Raw genomic sequence first — 16494 nt, 5'->3', positions numbered from 1 at the left:
GCTCACGTTATGCACAGGATCTTGACCGAGTCGTGACCCGGCCGAAACACACCGCGTCAGTCGGAGGCGCGCTGCGCGAAGGCCGTCTCGTACAGGCACACGCTCGCCGCCGTCGCCAGATTGAGCGATTCGGCGCGCCCGTAGATGGGCAGCCGCAGGGCGAAGTCGGCCTGGGCGAGGGCCTCGTCCTCGAGTCCGCGCGCTTCATTCCCGAACAGCCATGCAATGGGCTCGGCCAACATCGACCGCCGCGCGAGGAAGTCGTCGCCGCCCACATCGGCGGCGATCACGCGCATACCCGCGCTGTGCGCGCGCTCGACCACCGGGGCGAGTTCGACGCCGACGACGACCGGCACGTGGAACAGCGATCCGGTCGTGGCGCGCACGACCTTCGGGTTGTACGGGTCGACCGTGCGACCGGTGAGCACGACCGCGTCGGCGCCGGCGGCATCGGCGGCGCGGATGATCGTGCCGAGGTTGCCGGGGTCGCGCACCTCCTCGCAGATCGCGATCAGGCGCGGCTCCGCGGCGAAGACGTCCTTCAGCGACGACGGCGACTGGCGCGCGACGGCGACGATGCCCTGCGGCGTGACGGTGTCGGCCATGGCATCCAGCGCCGCCTCGGTCGTGTACTCGACCTCGAGCCCCGCCTCGCGCACCGCGTCGCGCACGTCGGGGTGCCGCTCCATCGCGGTCGGCGTCGCGTACACCTCGATGACCGTGTCGGGCCGGTAGGCGAGCGCCTCGCGCGCCGCCTGCGGGCCCTCGAGCAGGAACAGCCCGGTCTCCTGGCGGGCGCTGCGCTTCGTCAGTTTCGCGACCGCGCGCACGCGGGGAGAACGGGGGTTATCGAGCACGGTCTCATCCTAGAGAACGCGAAAGGGTGCCCTCCCGAAGGAGGACACCCTTTTCTGCGGGTTGCGCGGGACGCTCAGGCCTTGGGGGCGTTCACGTCGGCGGGCAGCGCGCTCTTGGCGGTCGCGACGAGCGACGCGAACGTCTTCGGCTCGTTCACCGCGAGCTCGGCGAGCATGCGACGGTCGACCTGCACACCGGCGAGGCCGAGACCCTGGATGAAGCGGTTGTACGTGATGCCGTTCTGGCGGGCAGCGGCGTTGATGCGCTGGATCCACAGTCGACGGAAGTCGCCCTTGCGCTTGCGACGGTCGCGGTACGCGTAGACGAGCGAGTGGGTGACCTGCTCCTTCGCCTTGCGGTACAGGCGCGAACGCTGTCCGCGGTAACCGGAGGCGCGCTCGAGGATGACGCGACGCTTCTTGTGGGCGTTGACGGCCCGCTTGACTCTAGCCATTTCTTGTTCTTCCTAACGTGCGACGCGGCTCAGAGGCCGAGGAGCTTCTTGGCGACCTTGGCGTCACCGGGGGCCAGGACCTGCTCCTGGTCGAGGCGACGGGTGCGACGGGTCGACTTGCCCTCCAGGTTGTGGCGGAGGTTCGCCTGCTGCTTCATGATCTTTCCGCTCCCGGTGACCTTGAAGCGCTTCTTGGCACCCGAGTGGGTCTTCTGCTTCGGCATATCTCTATCCTTCGTTGTGGTTCCCGGCGAGCGGGAGTCTGTGGGCCGCGTTACTCCGCGGCGGCGGACGGTGCGGGGTCGGCGGCGGGCGCCGCTGCGTCGTCGGAGACCGGGGAGCCGGAGCGCGCCTGGCGTGCCGCCTCCTTCTTGGCATCGCGCTGCGCGTTCTGCTCGGTCTTGACCTCGGACTTGTTCTTGTGGGGTGCGACCACCATGACCATGTTGCGGCCGTCGATCGTGGGGTTGGACTCCACGGTGCCGTACTCGGCGACGTCTTCGGCGAACTTGCGCAGCAGACGCACGCCCTGCTCGGGACGCGACTGCTCGCGACCGCGGAAGAGGATCATCGCCTTGACCTTGTCGCCGGCCTGCAGGAAGCCTTCGGCGCGCTTGAGCTTGGTCGTGTAGTCGTGCGCTTCGATCTTCAGGCGGAAGCGGACCTCTTTGAGCACGGTGTTCGCCTGGTTGCGACGGGCCTCTTTGGCCTTCTGCGCCGTCTCGTACTTGAACTTGCCGAAGTCCATGATCTTCACCACGGGGGGCTTCGAGTTCGGGGCGACCTCGACCAGGTCGAGATCTGCTTCCTGCGCGAGGCGGAGGGCCACCTCGATGCGGACGACGCCGACCTGCTCACCCGCGGGGCCGACGAGGCGGACCTCGGGGACGCGGATGCGGTCATTCGTGCGGGGATCGCTGATGCGGAACTCCTCTGTCGTACGGGTGGATGCCACCGCGTGACGGAAGTCTCGCGGGCGGAAGAGTCTCACGCCCACCCGGCGCGACGCGAACGACGGCGGGAAGTTCTGCACCCTGGCCCGGTGAGGGGCTCCACTCGCGTGGCTACCCGGTGCCGATGTCGCTGGCGGGCCGGGCGGAGTGCGGGACCCGGTAGCCTGGAGCGGCAAGCGCGGGTGGGATGTGATCCACTTTCGATCCGGAGCAGAACACTCCGGTGCGCGCTCAGTTTAGCAGAAAGCGAACCGTGACGACCAACGCCCCCTCCCCCGACCATTCCCACGACGCGGACAGCGAGCGGCTCGCCCGCTGGGAGGAGCAGGAGCGGGCCGCCGCGGCGGCCTCGCGCGACATCGCCGACGTCCCCGCCGTCGAGGTCATCACGACCGCCGCCGTGCACCTGATGAGCGCCGCCGCGGTCAAGACCGGCCTCGCCGATGACCCCGAGACGCAGACCGACCTCGACGAGGCGCGCAAGCTCATCAACGCCCTCGCCGGGCTCATCACCGCCGGCGCCCCCGAGATCAGCGACATGCACGCACGGTCGCTGCGTGACGGCCTGCGCTCGGTGCAGCTCGCGTTCCGCGAGGCATCCGTCATCCCCGACCCGATCGGCAAGGGCCCGGGCGAGAAGTGGACCGGCCCGGTCACCTGACCCCAGCCGCGGAGACTCAGCCGGGAAGGCTCAGCCGCGGAGGAGCTTGACCGTCAGCGAGTCGACGAGCACGGCGACGCGGTCGTCGGTCGCCCAGCGCGCGGCGAGCCGCTGCAGGATCGCATCGAGCGCGGGCTTCTCGAGACCGTCGACCAGGTGCAGCCCGACGATCAGCTCGGGGCCGCGCAGGCGCCCGGTGGGATCGCCGTCGGCGACCGTAAGATCGATGACGCCCATCTCGCTCGCGACGCTCTGCTGCAAGCCCGCGTAGACCTCGGGCGAGCGGAACGCCGGCTCCCAGGGCTGACCCTGGCCGATCGCCCACACGGCGGGGCGGCGGAGGACGAACTCGGTGTCCGAGCCCGGGTCGATCACGATGAGGTCGCTGTCGTCGGCCGCTGCCGACAGCGCGGTGCGCACACCCTCCACAGGCACGGGGCGCGCCTTCGCATCCCACCGCGCAAGAGAGGCGACCGAGGTGAACACCGGCAGCACGCGGCGGCCGTCGGGGGCGGCAACCGTGACGATCGACAGCTCCTGCGTCTTGTCGACGGTGTGACCCGACGGCGCGATGCCGACGTCGCCGGCCTCGGCGACGAGCGGGATCAGCAGGCGCGCGTCGCGGTAGGCGTCGACGATCGCAACGGCGTCGCCCGATCCCGCGTGGAACGCTTCGAGGGCGGCGAGCAGCGCGGCATCCGCCGACCCGTCGTCACCCGCGTGCGGATTGGACTCGAAGCTGCGCCCCTCCCACGGGACGCCGGCGCTGTCAGCCTGCGACATCCAGCGCCTCGGCCAGCGTGAACGCCCCCGCGTAGAGGGCCTTGCCCACGATGGCGCCCTCGACCCCGAGCGGCACGAGTTCGCGCAGCGCCGCGATGTCGTCGAGGGTCGAGATGCCACCGGAGGCGACGACGGGCCGCGTGGTGCGCGCCGTGACGGCGCGCAGGAGATCGAGGTTCGGGCCCTGCAGGGTGCCGTCCTTCGTGACGTCGGTGACGACGTAGCGGCGGCAGCCGGCGTCTTCGAGGCGCTCGAGCACGTGCCACAGGTCGCCGCCCTCGCGCGTCCAGCCGCGCGCGGCGAGCGTCGTGCCGCGGACGTCGAGTCCGACCGCGATCGCCTCGCCGTACCGCCCGATCACGTCGGCGGCCCACTCGGGGTTCTCGAGCGCGGCGGTGCCGAGGTTGATGCGCGTCGCGCCGGATTCGAGCGCGGCCTCGAGGGTGGCGTCGTCGCGGATGCCTCCGGACAGCTCCACCTGCACGCCGCGCAGCTGCTTGATGACACGGCGGATGACGGCGGTGTTGTTGCCTCGGCCGAACGCGGCGTCGAGGTCGACGAGGTGGATCCACTGCGCGCCGTCGCGTGCCCAGGCGGCGGCCGCGTCGACGGGGTCGCCGTAGCTCGTCTCGGAGCCGGCCTCGCCCTGCGTGAGGCGGACGGCCTTGCCGCCGGCGACATCCACGGCCGGCAGCAGGATCAGTTCGGGGGTCGACGCGAAATCGTTCATGGCTCCAGATGCGTGGGACAGGCGCCGGGACTGCTCGCGGGGCGAGGCGGGGCGCACAGAGAGACTACCCGGCTTGCGGGAGCGATGAGATCCAGTTGCGGAGCAGGCGGATCCCGGCGGCGCCGCTCTTCTCCGGGTGGAACTGGGTCGCCGAGAGCGGTCCGTTCTCCACGGCGGCGAGGAACGGGGTGCCGTAGTCGCACCAGGTGAGCACCGGCTCACGGAAGGGCCGCGTCGGCTCCATCGACCAGTGCTGGGCGCCGTAGGAGTGCACGAAATAGAACCGCTCCTCCTCGATGCCCTCGAAAAGCACCGAATCCGCGCCCGCCCGGACGGTGTTCCATCCCATGTGGGGCAGCACCGGGGCATCCAGCTCGGTCACCGCGCCCGGCCACTCGCCGAGGCCCTCGGCGTCGACGCCGCGCTCGACGCCGTGCTCGAACAGCACCTGCATGCCCACGCAGATGCCGAGCACCGGGAGGCCGCCCGCCAGGCGGCGGCCGATCAGCTCGTCGCCGCGGATCGCGCGGAGGGCCTCGATGACGGCGCTGAAGGCTCCCACGCCCGGCACGACGAGCCCCGCCGCATCGCGGATCAAACCGCGATCGGCCGTGAGGCGCGCGTCGGCGCCGGCGGCGGCGAGGGCCTTGACAGCGGAGTGGACGTTGCCGGAGCCGTAGTCGAGAACCGCGACGACGGGCGCCGTCACAGAGCCCCCTTGGTGCTCGGCACGCCGACGACGAGCGGATCGAGCGCCTTGGCCTGGCGGAACGCGCGCGCGAACGCCTTGTACTCGGCCTCGGCGATGTGGTGCGGGTCGCGGCCGCCGAGGACCGTCACGTGCACGGTCAGCCCGGCGTTGAAGGCGAGCGCCTCGAACGTGTGCCGCACGAGCGAGCCGGTGAAGTGACCGCCGATCAGGTGGTACTCGAAGCCCGCCGGCTCGCCGGAGTGCACGAGGTACGGCCGGCCGCTGATATCGACGACGGCCTGGGCGAGCGCCTCGTCGAGCGGCACCAGGGCGTCGCCGTAGCGCGAGATGCCGGCCTTGTCGCCGAGCGCCTCGCGGATGGCCTGCCCGAGCACGATCGAGACGTCCTCGACGGTGTGGTGCGCGTCGATGTCGGTGTCGCCGGAGGCGCGCACCGTGAGGTCGGTCAGCGAGTGCTTCGCGAACGCCGTCAGCAGATGGTCGAAGAACGGCACCGTCGTGTCGATGTGGCTCTGGCCGGTGCCGTCGAGGTCGAGCTCGAGCTCGACCGTCGACTCACTCGTCGCGCGGCGGAGTGAGGCCGTGCGGTGCGTGGGGGCGGTCATGGCACCGAGTCTAGCGAGGCGGCTCGGTCGCCCGTCGCGGGTGCCGTCGGCCGACCTTGGGTGGGATGGGCGCGAGCGAGCCGGGCGGGGCGGGCGCGGTCAGACGCGGGCGCCGCCGGGGCCGAGCGAAGCGAGGGCATCGAGGAACGCCGTCGACTCCGTCTCGGTGCCGGCCGTCACCCGGAGGCTCCGCGGCAATCCGACGTCGCGGATGAGCACACCGCGGTCGTAGAGGCCCTGCCAGGTGGCCGCGGGGTCGTCGACGCCGCCGAAGAGCACGAAGTTGGTCCAGCTCTCGAACGGCTGGTAGCCGAGCGCGTCCAGGGTCGCTGAGATGCGATCGCGCTGCGCGACGATCTCGTCGACCATGGCGAGCATCGCGGGGGCGTGCCGCAGCGCGGCGCCGGCCGCCGCCTGGGTCAGCGCACTCAGGTGGTAGGGCAGTCGCACGAGGCGGAGGGCGTCGATGATCGCGGCATCGGCGGCGAGATAGCCGACGCGGGCGCCGGCGAACGCGAACGCCTTGCTCATCGTCCGCGAGACGACCAGTCGCTCGCGACCCGGGAGGAGGGTGAGGGCGGAGCGCGACTCGCGCGGCGCGAACTCCTGGTAGGCCTCGTCGACGATCACGATGCCGTTCGCCGCGTCGTAGACCGCCTCGATGACGTCGAGGCCGAGCGGCGTGCCCGTCGGGTTGTTCGGTGCGCACAGGAACACCACGTCGGGATCGGCCGCCTCGATCTGGGCGGCGGCGTCTGCGGCGCCGAGCGTGTAGTCGACGCCGCGCGTGCCGGCCTGATAGGTCGCCCCCGTCGCCCGGGTGAGCAGCGGGTACATCGAGTAGGTCGGCGCGAAGCCGAACGCCGTGCGCCCCGGCCCGGCGAAGGCCTGCAGCAGGTGCTGCAGCACTTCGTTCGAGCCGTTGGCCGCCCAGATCTGGTCGGCCGACAGCCCGTGACCGAGGTACTTGGCGAAGCCCTCCCGCAGCGCGGTGAACTCGCGGTCGGGGTACCGGTTCACGTCACGCAGCGCCCGCGCGACGCTGTCGAGGACGTCGTCGGCGACGTCTTCGGGCACCGGGTGCGTGTTCTCGTTGACGTTCAAAGCGACCGGCAGCGCCGCCTGCGGCGCGCCGTAGGGCGTCAGCCCGCGCAGATCGGCTCGGAGGGGAAGATCGTCCAGACTCGCACTCACAGCCCCCATCGTACGGCGACCGGCCGACTCACTGCCCCGCGGAGTACTCCGCCGGCAGGGCGAGCGTCTGGCCCACAGCCAACGCACCCGACGGCAGCGCGTTCAGTCGCACGATCGCGTCGACGACGTCGCGCGGGTCGGCGCCCGGGGCCGCCTCCTCGGCGATCGACCACAGGGTGTCGCCGGGCATGACGGTGACCTCGGCGAAGGTGCCCGCCGGCGCGCTGCCCTCACCCGAGGCGAGGGCCCCACCGCCGGAGACGATCGCGACGCTCAGCGCGATGACGGCCGGGATCGAGGCGAGGAACGCGAGCACGCGGCGGCCGCGGACCGTGAGGCGCAGCCGCGTGGCGGGTGCGCCACCGACGGCGGGAAGTGAAGTGCCGGTGCTGAAGTCGATGGCGGTCATGGTTCCTCCTCAAGGCGATGCCTCGGACGCTCCCGGGTGGGGGATGTTCGCATCCGGCGCTCGGCCGGGAGCGCCGGATGCGAAGTTCTCTTCCGAAGCTATCTTCGATCTATTTCGATTGTCAAGGGGCATCCGGATCGGAATCGGATCGAACGCGACACGCGGATGCCTGCCGGCCGAGCCCGCCCTCACCGGATACGGTTTCGATAACGACAGACCATCACCCACCTCCGACATTCGAAGAAGAGAGCCCGTCGGGGCGATCACGTTCCACCCATCACAAGGAGTGCGTTCATGGAGAAGCCGCAGACGCGTCGGCGTAAGAATCTCAGCGAGAAGCAGCTGGCGATCCTCGAGGTCATCCAGCGCTCGATCGCGCAGTACGGCTACCCGCCGAGCATGCGCGAGATCGGCGACGCGGTGGGCCTCAAGTCGCTCTCAAGCGTGACGCACCAGCTGGGTCAGCTCGAGCTCAGCGGCTATCTGCGCCGCGACGCCGGCAAGACGCGCGCGATGGAGGTGCTGATCGATCTGCCGGGCGTCTCGACGGAGAACCCCGCCGACACCGCACCCGCCGTGGGCGACGCCGCCCTCGTGCCGCTCGTCGGGCGCATCGCCGCCGGCGTGCCGATCACCGCCGATCAGCACGTCGAGGAGGTCTTCCCCCTCCCCCGTCAACTCGTCGGCAAGGGCGACCTGTTCATGCTCAAGGTGAGCGGCGAGTCGATGATCGACGCCGCGATCTGCGACGGCGACTGGGTGGTCGTCCGCTCGCAGGCGACCGCCGACAACGGCGACATCGTCGCGGCGATGCTCGACGGCGAGGCGACCGTCAAGACGTTCCGCCAGCGCGACGGGCACACCTGGCTGCTGCCGCGCAACAGCGCGTTCGAACCGATCCTGGGCGATGACGCCACGGTGCTCGGCAAGGTCGTCGCGATCCTGCGCGCGGTCTGAACTCCCGCGCGGCGGGCGTCAGGCGAGCTCGTCGCGCACGATGCCCGCGCCGGCGCTCAGCGCGCTCAGCTTCTCCGCCGCGACCGCCCGTGGGAACGGCGCCATGCCGCAGTTGGTGCTCGGGATGAGTTTGTCGGCATCGACGAAGGCCAGCGCACGGCGGAGCGTGTCGGCGACCTCCTCGGGCGTCTCGACGACCTCGCTGGCCACGTCGATCGCCCCCAGCATGACTTTCTTGCCGCGAACGAGCTCGATGAGCTCCATCGGCACGTGCGAGTGCTGGCATTCGAGCGACACGATATCGATCGACGAGCGCTGCAGCAGCGGGAACGACTCCTCGTACTGTCGCCACTGCGACCCGAGGCTCGCCTTCCATTCGTTGTTCGCCGTGACGCCGTAGCCGTAGCAGATGTGCACCGCGGTCTGCGCGCGCAGACCCTCCGCGGCGCGCTCGAGGGCCGCGACCCCCCAGTCCTTCACCTCGTCGAAGAACACGTTGAACGACGGCTCGTCGAACTGGATGACATCGACACCGGCATCCTCGAGCGCTCTCGCCTCTTCGTTCAGGATCGTCGCGAACTCCCAGGCGAGCTTCTCGCGGCTCTTGTAGTGCGCGTCGTAGAGCGTGTCGACCATCGTCATCGGGCCGGGGAGCGCCCACTTGATCGGGCGGTCGGTGATCTCGCGGAGGAACCTCGCGTCATCGACGAACACCGGCCGCTCGCGGCGCACCTCGCCGACGACGGTGGGCACGCTCGCGTCGTAGCGGTCGCGGATGCGCACGGTCTCCCGCCGATCGAAGTCGACTCCGCTCAGGTGCTCGATGAACGTCGTGACGAAGTGCTGCCGGGTCTGCTCCCCGTCGCTGACGATGTCGATGCCGCGGCGGGTCTGCTCCTGCACGGCGATACGGAGGGCATCGCGCTTGCCCTCGATCAAGGCATCCCCCTCGAGCGCCCACGGCGACCACAGCACCTCGGGCTGCGCGAGCCACGAGGGCTTCGGGAGGCTCCCGACGATCGTGGTGGGCAGGAGTGTGTGCACGGCGCCCGGCACGGCGCCGCCGCTCGGGGCGGTCGTGGCCGGGCTCGTGACGGCGCTCACGCGAGCGCCCCCGCGCCCGCCGTCGCCGCCCACTGTTCCAGCACCTCGCGGTGCGGCTCGATGAAGTGCTCCTGGGTGTACCGGCCCTGGGTCAGCGCGAGCCGGCTGCGCTCGTCACGGTCGTAGTCGATCTGCGTGCGCGAGAAGTCCTGTGCGTCGAGGCTCGGCCGGTACACCTCCGGCGCGGCCGAGTTGGCGTTGTAGATCTCGGGACGATAGATCTTCTGGAACGCCTCCATCGTGCTGATCGTGCCCGCCAGCTGCAGGTCGCTGTAGTCGGCGAGGAGGTCGCCGCGGAAGTAGAACGCGAGCGGGGCGACCGCGCCCCGGGGCATGAAGTAGCGGGCTTCGAGCCCCATCTTGCCGAAGTACACGTCGGTCAGCGACGAGGCATCCTGCCGGTATTCGACGCCGAGCACCGGATGCTGGGTCTCGGTGCGCCGGTAGGTCTTGCTCGTCGAGACGCTGATGCAGATCACCGGCGGCTGGGCGAAGCGCTCGCGGTAGACGGGCGAGGCGAGGAAGTCGTCGAACAGCTTGCCGTGCAGGTCGCCGAAGTCCTCCGGCACGGCGGACGCGCCGCCCGCAGCCTGCTCCCCCGCGCGTGCCGCCGCGGCGGGAAGCAGCACGCTGAAGTCGTAGTCGCGCACGTACGACGAGAAGTTGTTGCCGACGATGCCCTGGGTGCGAAGCCCAGTGAGCCGGTCGAGGAGGTGGATGTCGAGGACTTCGAGCAACGGGAAGCTCTGATCGGCGGCCGCCCCGGCGTCGAGCGCGTCGAACTGGAGCTGCACCGAGACGATGTCGAGTTCGACGCCGTAGCGATCGCCGGTCGGGTTGTCCGCGCGTACGAGATCGTTGAACCGCCGCTCGATCATCGTCAGCGTGTTGCGGAGGTTCTGCTCGCGGTGCTCACCCCGGGCGAGGTTGGCGAAGTTGGTCGTGAGACGGGAGCTCTCCGCGGGCGTGTAGTGCTCGTCCAAGCGGGTCGTCGAGATGCGATAGGAGAAGTCGTCCGCCACGGCTGGCCAATCCGGTGAGAGGGTGAGGTTCCCTTCATGGTGAGGCGTGGGCGGGGATATCGGGTAACTCACGCTGACTATGCATCCATATAGTCTTCCCCTATGCCCCAGCGAACGAGCGGCCTGAACCTTCAGCACCTGCGCTACTTCATCGAGGTCGCCGCGGAGGGATCGATCTCGGCCGCCGCCGATGTGCGGTACGTCGCCCAGCCGACCATGTCGGCCGCGATGAAGGAACTCGAGACCCGGGTCGGCCGCGCCCTCCTGACCCGCTCCGCGCGCGGGGTGAGCCTTACCGCCGAGGGCGCCGAGTTCCTCGGGTACGCGCGTCAGGTGGTCGAGCAGGTGGAGCTGCTCGAGCAGCGCTACCTGGGGCGGCCTCCCGCGCGGCGCCTGCTCGGCGTCTCGGCGCAGCACTATTCGTTCGCCGTCGACGCGTTCGTGCGGATGGTGCGCGCGAGCGACGCCGCGCAATACGAGTTCGCCCTGCGTGAGACGCGCACGTGGGACATCATCGACGACGTCCGCACCCTCCGCAGCGAACTCGGCATCCTCTATCGCAACGACTTCAACCGCAAAGTCATCGATCGGCTGCTGCGCGACAACGGCCTGGCGTTCCATCCGCTGTTCGTCGCCGCGCCGCACATCTTCGTCTCCCGTCGGAACCCCCTCGCACGGCGGCGGAGCGTCACCCTCGCCGACCTCGAAGGACTCCCCCGTCTCACGTTCGATCAGGGCGCGAACAACGCGTTCTACTTCGCCGAGGAGATCCTGTCGACCTCCTCGAGCGCGCAGGAGATCCGGGTCTCCGACCGTGCGACGATCTTCAACCTCATGATCGGCCTCGACGGGTACACGATCTCGACGGGCATCGTCAGCGACGAGCTCGACCCCGAGATCGTCGCGATCCCGCTCGAGGTCGACGAGCGCATCGAGATCGGCTGGATCGGCCACTCCGCGATCCCGCTCACCGAGCAGGCGCAGCGCTACCTGGCCGAGGTGCGCACCGTCGTCGCGGGGTTCGGAGTCACGCTGCTCGGATGAGCGCGCCCCGGCTGTGCCGCGCGGATGAGGCGGGTGGCCGTGGTGCGCGGCGGTTGTGCGCGGCCGTGCCGCGCGAGTCGACCGCGTAGCGTGAGGGCATGGTCGAGACACTCCCCTACGGCTCCTGGCCCTCCCCGTTCACCGCCGTCTGGGCATCCGGCGCGTCGCCGCGCATCGACGGCGCGGCATTCGTGGGCGATGAGATCTGGTGGGGTCAGTCGGTTCCCGAAGAGGCGGGCCGTACGACGGTGCGACGCCGGCCGGATGCCCGTGACGTGCGTGTCGGCGACGATGCCAGCGGCGGCGATGTCGCCGATGTGCTGCCTGCGCCGTGGAACGCCCGCTCGCGGGTGCATGAGTACGGCGGCGGGTCGTGGGCCGCGGGCGACGACGGCAGCCTGTACTTCGTCGAGAAGACCGACCAGCGCGTGTGGGCACTCCGCCCCGGCGCCGACCCGGTTCCGCTCACGCCCGCTGACGGCGCGACTTCCTACGGCGGGCTGCGGTTCACCCGCGGCCGCCTGCTCGCGGTGCGCGAGTGGCGGGGCGAGGGCGTCGTCCGTAGAGGGATCGTCGAGATCGCGCTGGAGCGCGAGGCATCCGTTCGACAGCTCGTCGGCGACAGCGACTTCGTCGCCCAGCCCGACCTCTCCCCCGACGGCACGCACCTGGCCTGGGTCGCGTGGGACCACCCGAACATGCCGTGGGACCGCACCGAGGTGCGCGTCGGACGCATCGACGACGGCCGGGTCCGGTCGTGGGCGGCGGTGACCGCGGGCGAGACCGCAGCGCTCGAGCCGACGTGGCGGAGCGACACCGACCTCGTCTACCTCGACGAGCCGACCGGACGGTGGAACCTGTGGCATCGCGTGCACACCGGCGACGGTTTCGGGCCCGCGGAGCCGATCGCGCCCACCGACGCAGACACGGGCGGCGCGCTCTGGTCGCTCGGCGCCCGGTGGTACGGCGTGCTCGACGACGGACGCATCGTCGCGGTGCGGACGAACGGGGCGGACGAGCTCGTCGCCATCGGCGCGGACGGCGAGTCGTCGCGGATCGACCTCCCCGCCACGAGCGAGCTGAACGTCGAGGCCGTCTCGGGCGGGCGCGCGCTCGTCTCGGGCAAGGCGCCGGGAACGAGCGGTCTGTGGCTCGTCGATGCCGAGGCTCGCACGGCGCGGCAGGTCGTGGGGACGCCCGGTGAGATCGACGAACAATGGATGCCGACAACGCGCGCGATGACGACGGCCGGGCCGCACGGCGAGGTGCACGCGTTCGTGCATCCTCCGACGAATCCGGGCGCGGTCGCTCCCGCCGGCGAGCGCGCGCCGTACGTCGTGATGGTGCACGGCGGGCCCACCGGCCACGAGGGCGGCGTCGCCGACGCGAAGACGGTGTACCTCACGAGCCGCGGGATCGGCGTCGTGCAGGTGAACTACGGCGGGTCGACCGGGTACGGACGCGCCTACCGCGAGCGCCTGCGCGGCCAGTGGGGCGTGGTCGACGTCGACGACGTGGTGGCCGCCGCGGCGGGGCTCGCGGGCACTGCGGGCGAGGGTGGCGCCGGGGATGGCGGCGTTGGGGATGCTGGGGGCGCGGACGGCGGTGCCGGGGGCCTCGGCCTCGCCGACCCCGACCGCATCGCGATCAAGGGCGGATCGGCGGGCGGCTGGACGGTGCTCGCCGCGCTCGCCCGCACCGACGCGTTCGCCGCGGGCATCAGCCGCTACGGCGTCGCCGATGCGCGGGCGCTGGCGACCGACACGCACGACTTCGAGTCGCGCTACCTCGACGGGATGATCGGCCCGCTGCCCGAGGCCGACGAGCTCTACCGCGAGCGGTCGCCGCTCACGCACGTGGACGGGTTCACGGCGCCGGTGCTGCTGCTGCAGGGCAGCGAGGACCGGGTGGTGCCGCCGGCGCAGTCGGAGGCGATCCGCGACGCGCTGGCCGAACGGGGCATCCCGCACGCGTACCGGCTCTACGAGGGCGAGGGCCACGGCTTCCGCCGGGGCGACACGATCGTCGACGCGACCGAGGCCGAGCTCGCCTTCCTCGGCGCGGTGTTCGGCTTCACCCCGCCCGACGTCCCGCCCCTCACGCTGGACTGAACCCGCGCCCGGCATCCGCCCCGCGAGAACGCGCAATAGCACCGCCAAACGTCCCCGAGACGTGCAATCGTGCGTTCTCGACGCGGGTCGCCGCCGCGAGCGCCCGCCGCACCCACGCGCCGGGCGCGGCGTTCGACTCGCGAGAACGCGCGATAGCACCTCGAAACGTCCCGCAACGGTGCTATCGAGCGTTCTCGCGGCCCCCGCGGCCCGGCGCCCGGCGCGGCGCGCTAGATGTACTTCCTCGGGAGGTTGTGAACGGGTGAGGTAGGCGAAGACCTCCGGGCAGGATGTGGGTTACCACACTCGCATCCTGACCACGGAGGTCATCGTGTCTCACGCTAACGCGCCTTTGACGCCGGAAGGGCGTCGTCGTCTTGCTGTCCTCGTCGTGGATCGGGGCTGGTCGTTGCGGCGGGCAGCGGAACGGTTCCAGTGCTCGCCCGCGACGGCGAAACGGTGGGTCGACCGGTATCGGGCCGGGCTGCCGTTGACGGACCGCAGCTCGAGGCCGCAGACCTCGCCGAACCGGCTCCCGCGGAAGACGGAGCGGAGGATCGTGTCGTTGCGGTTCACCCGCCGGTGGGGTCCGCACCGGATCGCGTATCACCTGGGCCTTGCCCGCTCGACGGTCGGCCGGGTGCTGGCCAGGTATGGGATGCCGAAGCTCGTGAACATCGATCAGGCCACCGGGCTGCCAGTCCGAAAGCCGACGCCGAAGCGGTACGAGGTCGCAAGACCGGGCCAGCTGATCCACGTCGACATCAAGAAGCAGGGCCGGATCCCTGATGGCGGCGGCTGGCGCGCCTTCGGCCGCGGATCGGCGCAGGACCGTGCCGCGGCATCCGTCCGTGACAAGGCCGCACGGGCAGGAGCGGCCGGCTCCCGCGGCTACCGGTATCTGCACCACGCCGTCGACGACAACTCGAGAGTCGCGTACTCGGAGATCCTCGACGACGAACGCAAGGAGACCGCGGCAGGGTTCTGGACCCGCGCGAACGCGTTCTTCGCGAGCCTCGGAGTCACGGTCACCGCCGTGATGACAGACAACGGCGCGTGCTACCGGTCACACGCGTTCGCGGACGCGCTCGGCGACGGCGTGAAGCACAAGTGGACAAAGCCGTATCGGCCACAGACCAACGGAAAGGTCGAACGCTTCAACCGCACCCTCGCCGCCGAATGGGCCTACGCCAAGCCCTACGCCAGCGAAGCAGAGCGAGCCGCGGCCTACGAGACCTGGCTGCATCACTACAATCACCACAGACCCCACACCGGGATCGGCGGCCAGACCCCCTCAGCCCGCGTTCACAACCTCACGGGGAAGTACAGCTAGACGGCGTAGGCCGCGAGGCGGCCGCCGAGAATCGCGGGCACGTGCGCGTGCAGGAACGTGCCGTCGGGGCCGTGCTCCTGGCTCAGGATGATGCCGTGCTCGTGCACCGCCGAGACCAGGTCGCCCCGGTCGTACGGCACCACCGCGCGCACCTCGACCGCCGGCAGCGGCAGCGTGCGCTCGATCGTCTCGCGCAGTTCGTCGATCCCCTCGCCGGTGCGCGACGACACGAACAGCGCCTGCGGCGCGAGGCCGCGGAGCACCAGACGCGTGTCGTCGTCGACGAGGTCGGCCTTGTTGAACACGACGATCTCGGGCAGGTCGCGCGCACCCACGTCGCCGATCACATCGCGCACCGTCTGCAGCTGGGCGGCCGGATCGGGGTGCGAGGCATCCACGACGTGCACGATCACGTCGGCGTCGCCGACCTCTTCGAGCGTCGATCGGAACGCCTCGACGAGCTGGTGCGGCAGGTTCCGCACGAACCCGACGGTGTCGGTGAGCGTGTACACCCGGCCGTCGGCAGTCTCGGCGCGGCGTACCGACGTGTCGAGCGTCGCGAACAGCGCGTTCTCGACGAGCACCCCCGCCCGCGTCAGCCGGTTCAGCAGACTCGACTTGCCGGCGTTCGTGTACCCGGCGATCGCGACTGCCGGGATCGTGTTGCGCTTGCGCTCGGCGCGCTTGGCCTCACGGGCAGGCGCGAAGTCGCGCAGCTGACGACGCAGCTGCGCCATCTTCGTGCGGATGCGCCGCCGGTCGAGCTCGATCTTCGTCTCACCGGGACCGCGCGAACCCATTCCCGCACCGCCCGCGCCGACCTGGCCACCGGCCTGCCGGCTCATCGACTCGCCCCAGCCGCGCAGGCGCGGGAGGAGGTATTCGAGCTGAGCGAGCTCGACCTGGGCCTTGCCCTCGCGGCTCTTGGCGTGCTGGCTGAAGATGTCGAGGATGACCGTGGTCCGGTCGATCACCTTCACCTTCACGACGTCTTCGAGCGCGCGCCGCTGGCTGGGCGCGAGCTCCGTGTCGGCGATCACGGTGTCGGCGCCGACCGCCGCGACGAGATCGCGCAGTTCGGCGGCCTTGCCACGGCCGACATAGGTGGCCGGGTCGGGGTGCGGGCGGCGCTGCAGCACGCCGTCGCGCACGACGGCGCCGGCGGTCTCGGCGAGCGCGGCGAGCTCACGCAGCGAGTTCTCGCCGTCGTCCTGCGACCCCTGCGGGTAGACGCCGACGAGCACGACGTTCTCGAGCCGCAGCTGGCGGTACTCGACCTCGGTGACGTCTTCGAGTTCGGTGGACAGCCCCGGCACGCGGCGGAGCGCCGCGCGCTCCTCGCGATCCCACTGGTCGCCGTCGGTGTCGCCGTAGGCGACCGTCGAGGCATCCTGCAGAGCCTGCGCGGCGCCGAACACGTGGATGCCGGAGCGCGTCTCCGCGCGCGCGAGCACCCGGTCGACGGGGTCGATCGGCAGGCGCTCGGTGTCGGAGTCGAGCAGCGCACCCTCGTCGGTGCCGCTGATGTCGCTCGTGTCGCTCGTGCCGGTGGTGTGTGTCATTC

At 70.9% G+C, this 16494-nt stretch carries 18 protein-coding genes; 5 read left to right on the top strand and 13 right to left on the bottom strand.

All coding sequences use genetic code 11. The features are described 5' to 3' along the window. Positions 1-56: 56 nt before the first annotated feature. From FHX68_RS00275 to infC, 4 genes are all read right to left on the bottom strand, one after another. Positions 57-857 carry a TrmH family RNA methyltransferase gene (locus FHX68_RS00275; RefSeq protein WP_141380257.1) on the bottom strand — a complete coding sequence of 267 codons (801 nt, stop codon included), beginning with the start codon at positions 855-857 and terminating at the stop codon, positions 57-59. 74 nt (positions 858-931) lie between these two features. Then, positions 932-1312, bottom strand: coding sequence for a 50S ribosomal protein L20 (gene rplT, locus FHX68_RS00270; RefSeq protein WP_141380258.1), 381 nt, complete (start codon positions 1310-1312; stop codon positions 932-934). Between the two features lie 29 nt (positions 1313-1341). Beyond that, positions 1342-1536 (bottom strand): 50S ribosomal protein L35, encoded by a 195-nt coding sequence (gene rpmI / locus FHX68_RS00265; RefSeq protein WP_141380259.1) that lies wholly within the window; start codon positions 1534-1536, stop codon positions 1342-1344. A 50-nt stretch (positions 1537-1586) separates the two neighbouring features. Then, positions 1587-2267, bottom strand: a complete 681-nt coding sequence (gene infC, locus FHX68_RS00260) for a translation initiation factor IF-3 (protein ID WP_141380260.1) — start codon at positions 2265-2267, stop codon at positions 1587-1589. Between the two features lie 251 nt (positions 2268-2518). Between infC and FHX68_RS00255 the strand changes: the two genes are divergently transcribed. Beyond that, positions 2519-2926, top strand: a complete 408-nt coding sequence (locus tag FHX68_RS00255; RefSeq protein ID WP_141380261.1) for a DUF1844 domain-containing protein — start codon at positions 2519-2521, stop codon at positions 2924-2926. A gap of 30 nt (positions 2927-2956) precedes the next feature. Here the strand turns inward: FHX68_RS00255 and FHX68_RS00250 are convergent, their stop codons facing one another. From FHX68_RS00250 to FHX68_RS00225, 6 genes are all read right to left on the bottom strand, one after another. Next, positions 2957-3709: an SseB family protein gene (locus FHX68_RS00250; protein WP_141380262.1), complete on the bottom strand. Its 753-nt coding sequence runs from the start codon at positions 3707-3709 to the stop codon at positions 2957-2959. Continuing rightward, the gene (gene priA / locus FHX68_RS00245; RefSeq protein WP_141380263.1) at positions 3696-4439 is read right to left on the bottom strand and encodes a bifunctional 1-(5-phosphoribosyl)-5-((5-phosphoribosylamino)methylideneamino)imidazole-4-carboxamide isomerase/phosphoribosylanthranilate isomerase PriA; all 744 of its coding nucleotides are present in this window, start codon (positions 4437-4439) and stop codon (positions 3696-3698) included. Before priA ends, FHX68_RS00250 begins: the two co-directional genes overlap by 14 nt. Positions 4440-4503: 64 nt before the next feature. Further along, positions 4504-5148 carry an imidazole glycerol phosphate synthase subunit HisH gene (gene hisH, locus FHX68_RS00240; protein WP_141380264.1) on the bottom strand — a complete coding sequence of 215 codons (645 nt, stop codon included), beginning with the start codon at positions 5146-5148 and terminating at the stop codon, positions 4504-4506. Beyond that, positions 5145-5756 carry an imidazoleglycerol-phosphate dehydratase HisB gene (gene hisB / locus FHX68_RS00235; RefSeq protein WP_141380265.1) on the bottom strand — a complete coding sequence of 204 codons (612 nt, stop codon included), beginning with the start codon at positions 5754-5756 and terminating at the stop codon, positions 5145-5147. Before hisB ends, hisH begins: the two co-directional genes overlap by 4 nt. A gap of 99 nt (positions 5757-5855) precedes the next feature. Further along, positions 5856-6959 (bottom strand): histidinol-phosphate transaminase, encoded by a 1104-nt coding sequence (locus tag FHX68_RS00230; RefSeq protein ID WP_174799109.1) that lies wholly within the window; start codon positions 6957-6959, stop codon positions 5856-5858. A gap of 19 nt (positions 6960-6978) precedes the next feature. After that, positions 6979-7359 carry a LysM peptidoglycan-binding domain-containing protein gene (locus tag FHX68_RS00225; protein WP_141380267.1) on the bottom strand — a complete coding sequence of 127 codons (381 nt, stop codon included), beginning with the start codon at positions 7357-7359 and terminating at the stop codon, positions 6979-6981. Between the two features lie 294 nt (positions 7360-7653). On the opposite strand from FHX68_RS00225, the gene lexA reads away from it, so the two are divergent. Then, a complete protein-coding gene (lexA, locus tag FHX68_RS00220) occupies positions 7654-8316 on the top strand; it encodes a transcriptional repressor LexA (RefSeq protein WP_141380268.1) in 663 nt (220 codons plus the stop codon). Between the two features lie 18 nt (positions 8317-8334). Here lexA and FHX68_RS00215 read toward each other — a convergent pair whose 3' ends face one another. Together FHX68_RS00215 and FHX68_RS00210 are read right to left on the bottom strand one after the other, a co-directional pair. Next, positions 8335-9360, bottom strand: coding sequence for a methionine synthase (locus tag FHX68_RS00215; RefSeq protein WP_141380277.1), 1026 nt, complete (start codon positions 9358-9360; stop codon positions 8335-8337). A 56-nt stretch (positions 9361-9416) separates the two neighbouring features. Further along, positions 9417-10442: a putative oxygenase MesX gene (locus FHX68_RS00210; RefSeq protein WP_141380269.1), complete on the bottom strand. Its 1026-nt coding sequence runs from the start codon at positions 10440-10442 to the stop codon at positions 9417-9419. A 102-nt stretch (positions 10443-10544) separates the two neighbouring features. On the opposite strand from FHX68_RS00210, the gene FHX68_RS00205 reads away from it, so the two are divergent. The 3 genes from FHX68_RS00205 to FHX68_RS00195 all read left to right on the top strand — a co-directional run bounded on the left by FHX68_RS00205 (position 10545) and on the right by FHX68_RS00195 (position 14930). Next, positions 10545-11486 carry a LysR family transcriptional regulator gene (locus FHX68_RS00205; RefSeq protein WP_141380270.1) on the top strand — a complete coding sequence of 314 codons (942 nt, stop codon included), beginning with the start codon at positions 10545-10547 and terminating at the stop codon, positions 11484-11486. A 98-nt stretch (positions 11487-11584) separates the two neighbouring features. After that, on the top strand, positions 11585-13597 hold the full coding sequence (locus tag FHX68_RS00200) for a prolyl oligopeptidase family serine peptidase (protein WP_141380271.1): 2013 nt from the start codon (positions 11585-11587) through the stop codon (positions 13595-13597). Between the two features lie 331 nt (positions 13598-13928). Continuing rightward, on the top strand, positions 13929-14930 hold the full coding sequence (locus FHX68_RS00195) for an IS481 family transposase (RefSeq protein ID WP_141919996.1): 1002 nt from the start codon (positions 13929-13931) through the stop codon (positions 14928-14930). On the opposite strand, the gene hflX is transcribed toward FHX68_RS00195, so the two are convergent. Next, entirely contained in the window at positions 14927-16492 is a 1566-nt protein-coding gene (gene hflX / locus FHX68_RS00190; protein WP_141379901.1) for a GTPase HflX, read from the bottom strand. The genes FHX68_RS00195 and hflX overlap by 4 nt on opposite strands. Positions 16493-16494 lie beyond the last annotated feature (2 nt).

Source organism: Microbacterium lacticum, assembly GCF_006716815.1.
GTDB classification, from domain to species: Bacteria; Actinomycetota; Actinomycetes; order Actinomycetales; family Microbacteriaceae; genus Microbacterium; species Microbacterium lacticum.
Note: the sequence above shows the minus strand (reverse complement) of the source record. Positions and strands in the feature narration are given on the sequence as shown.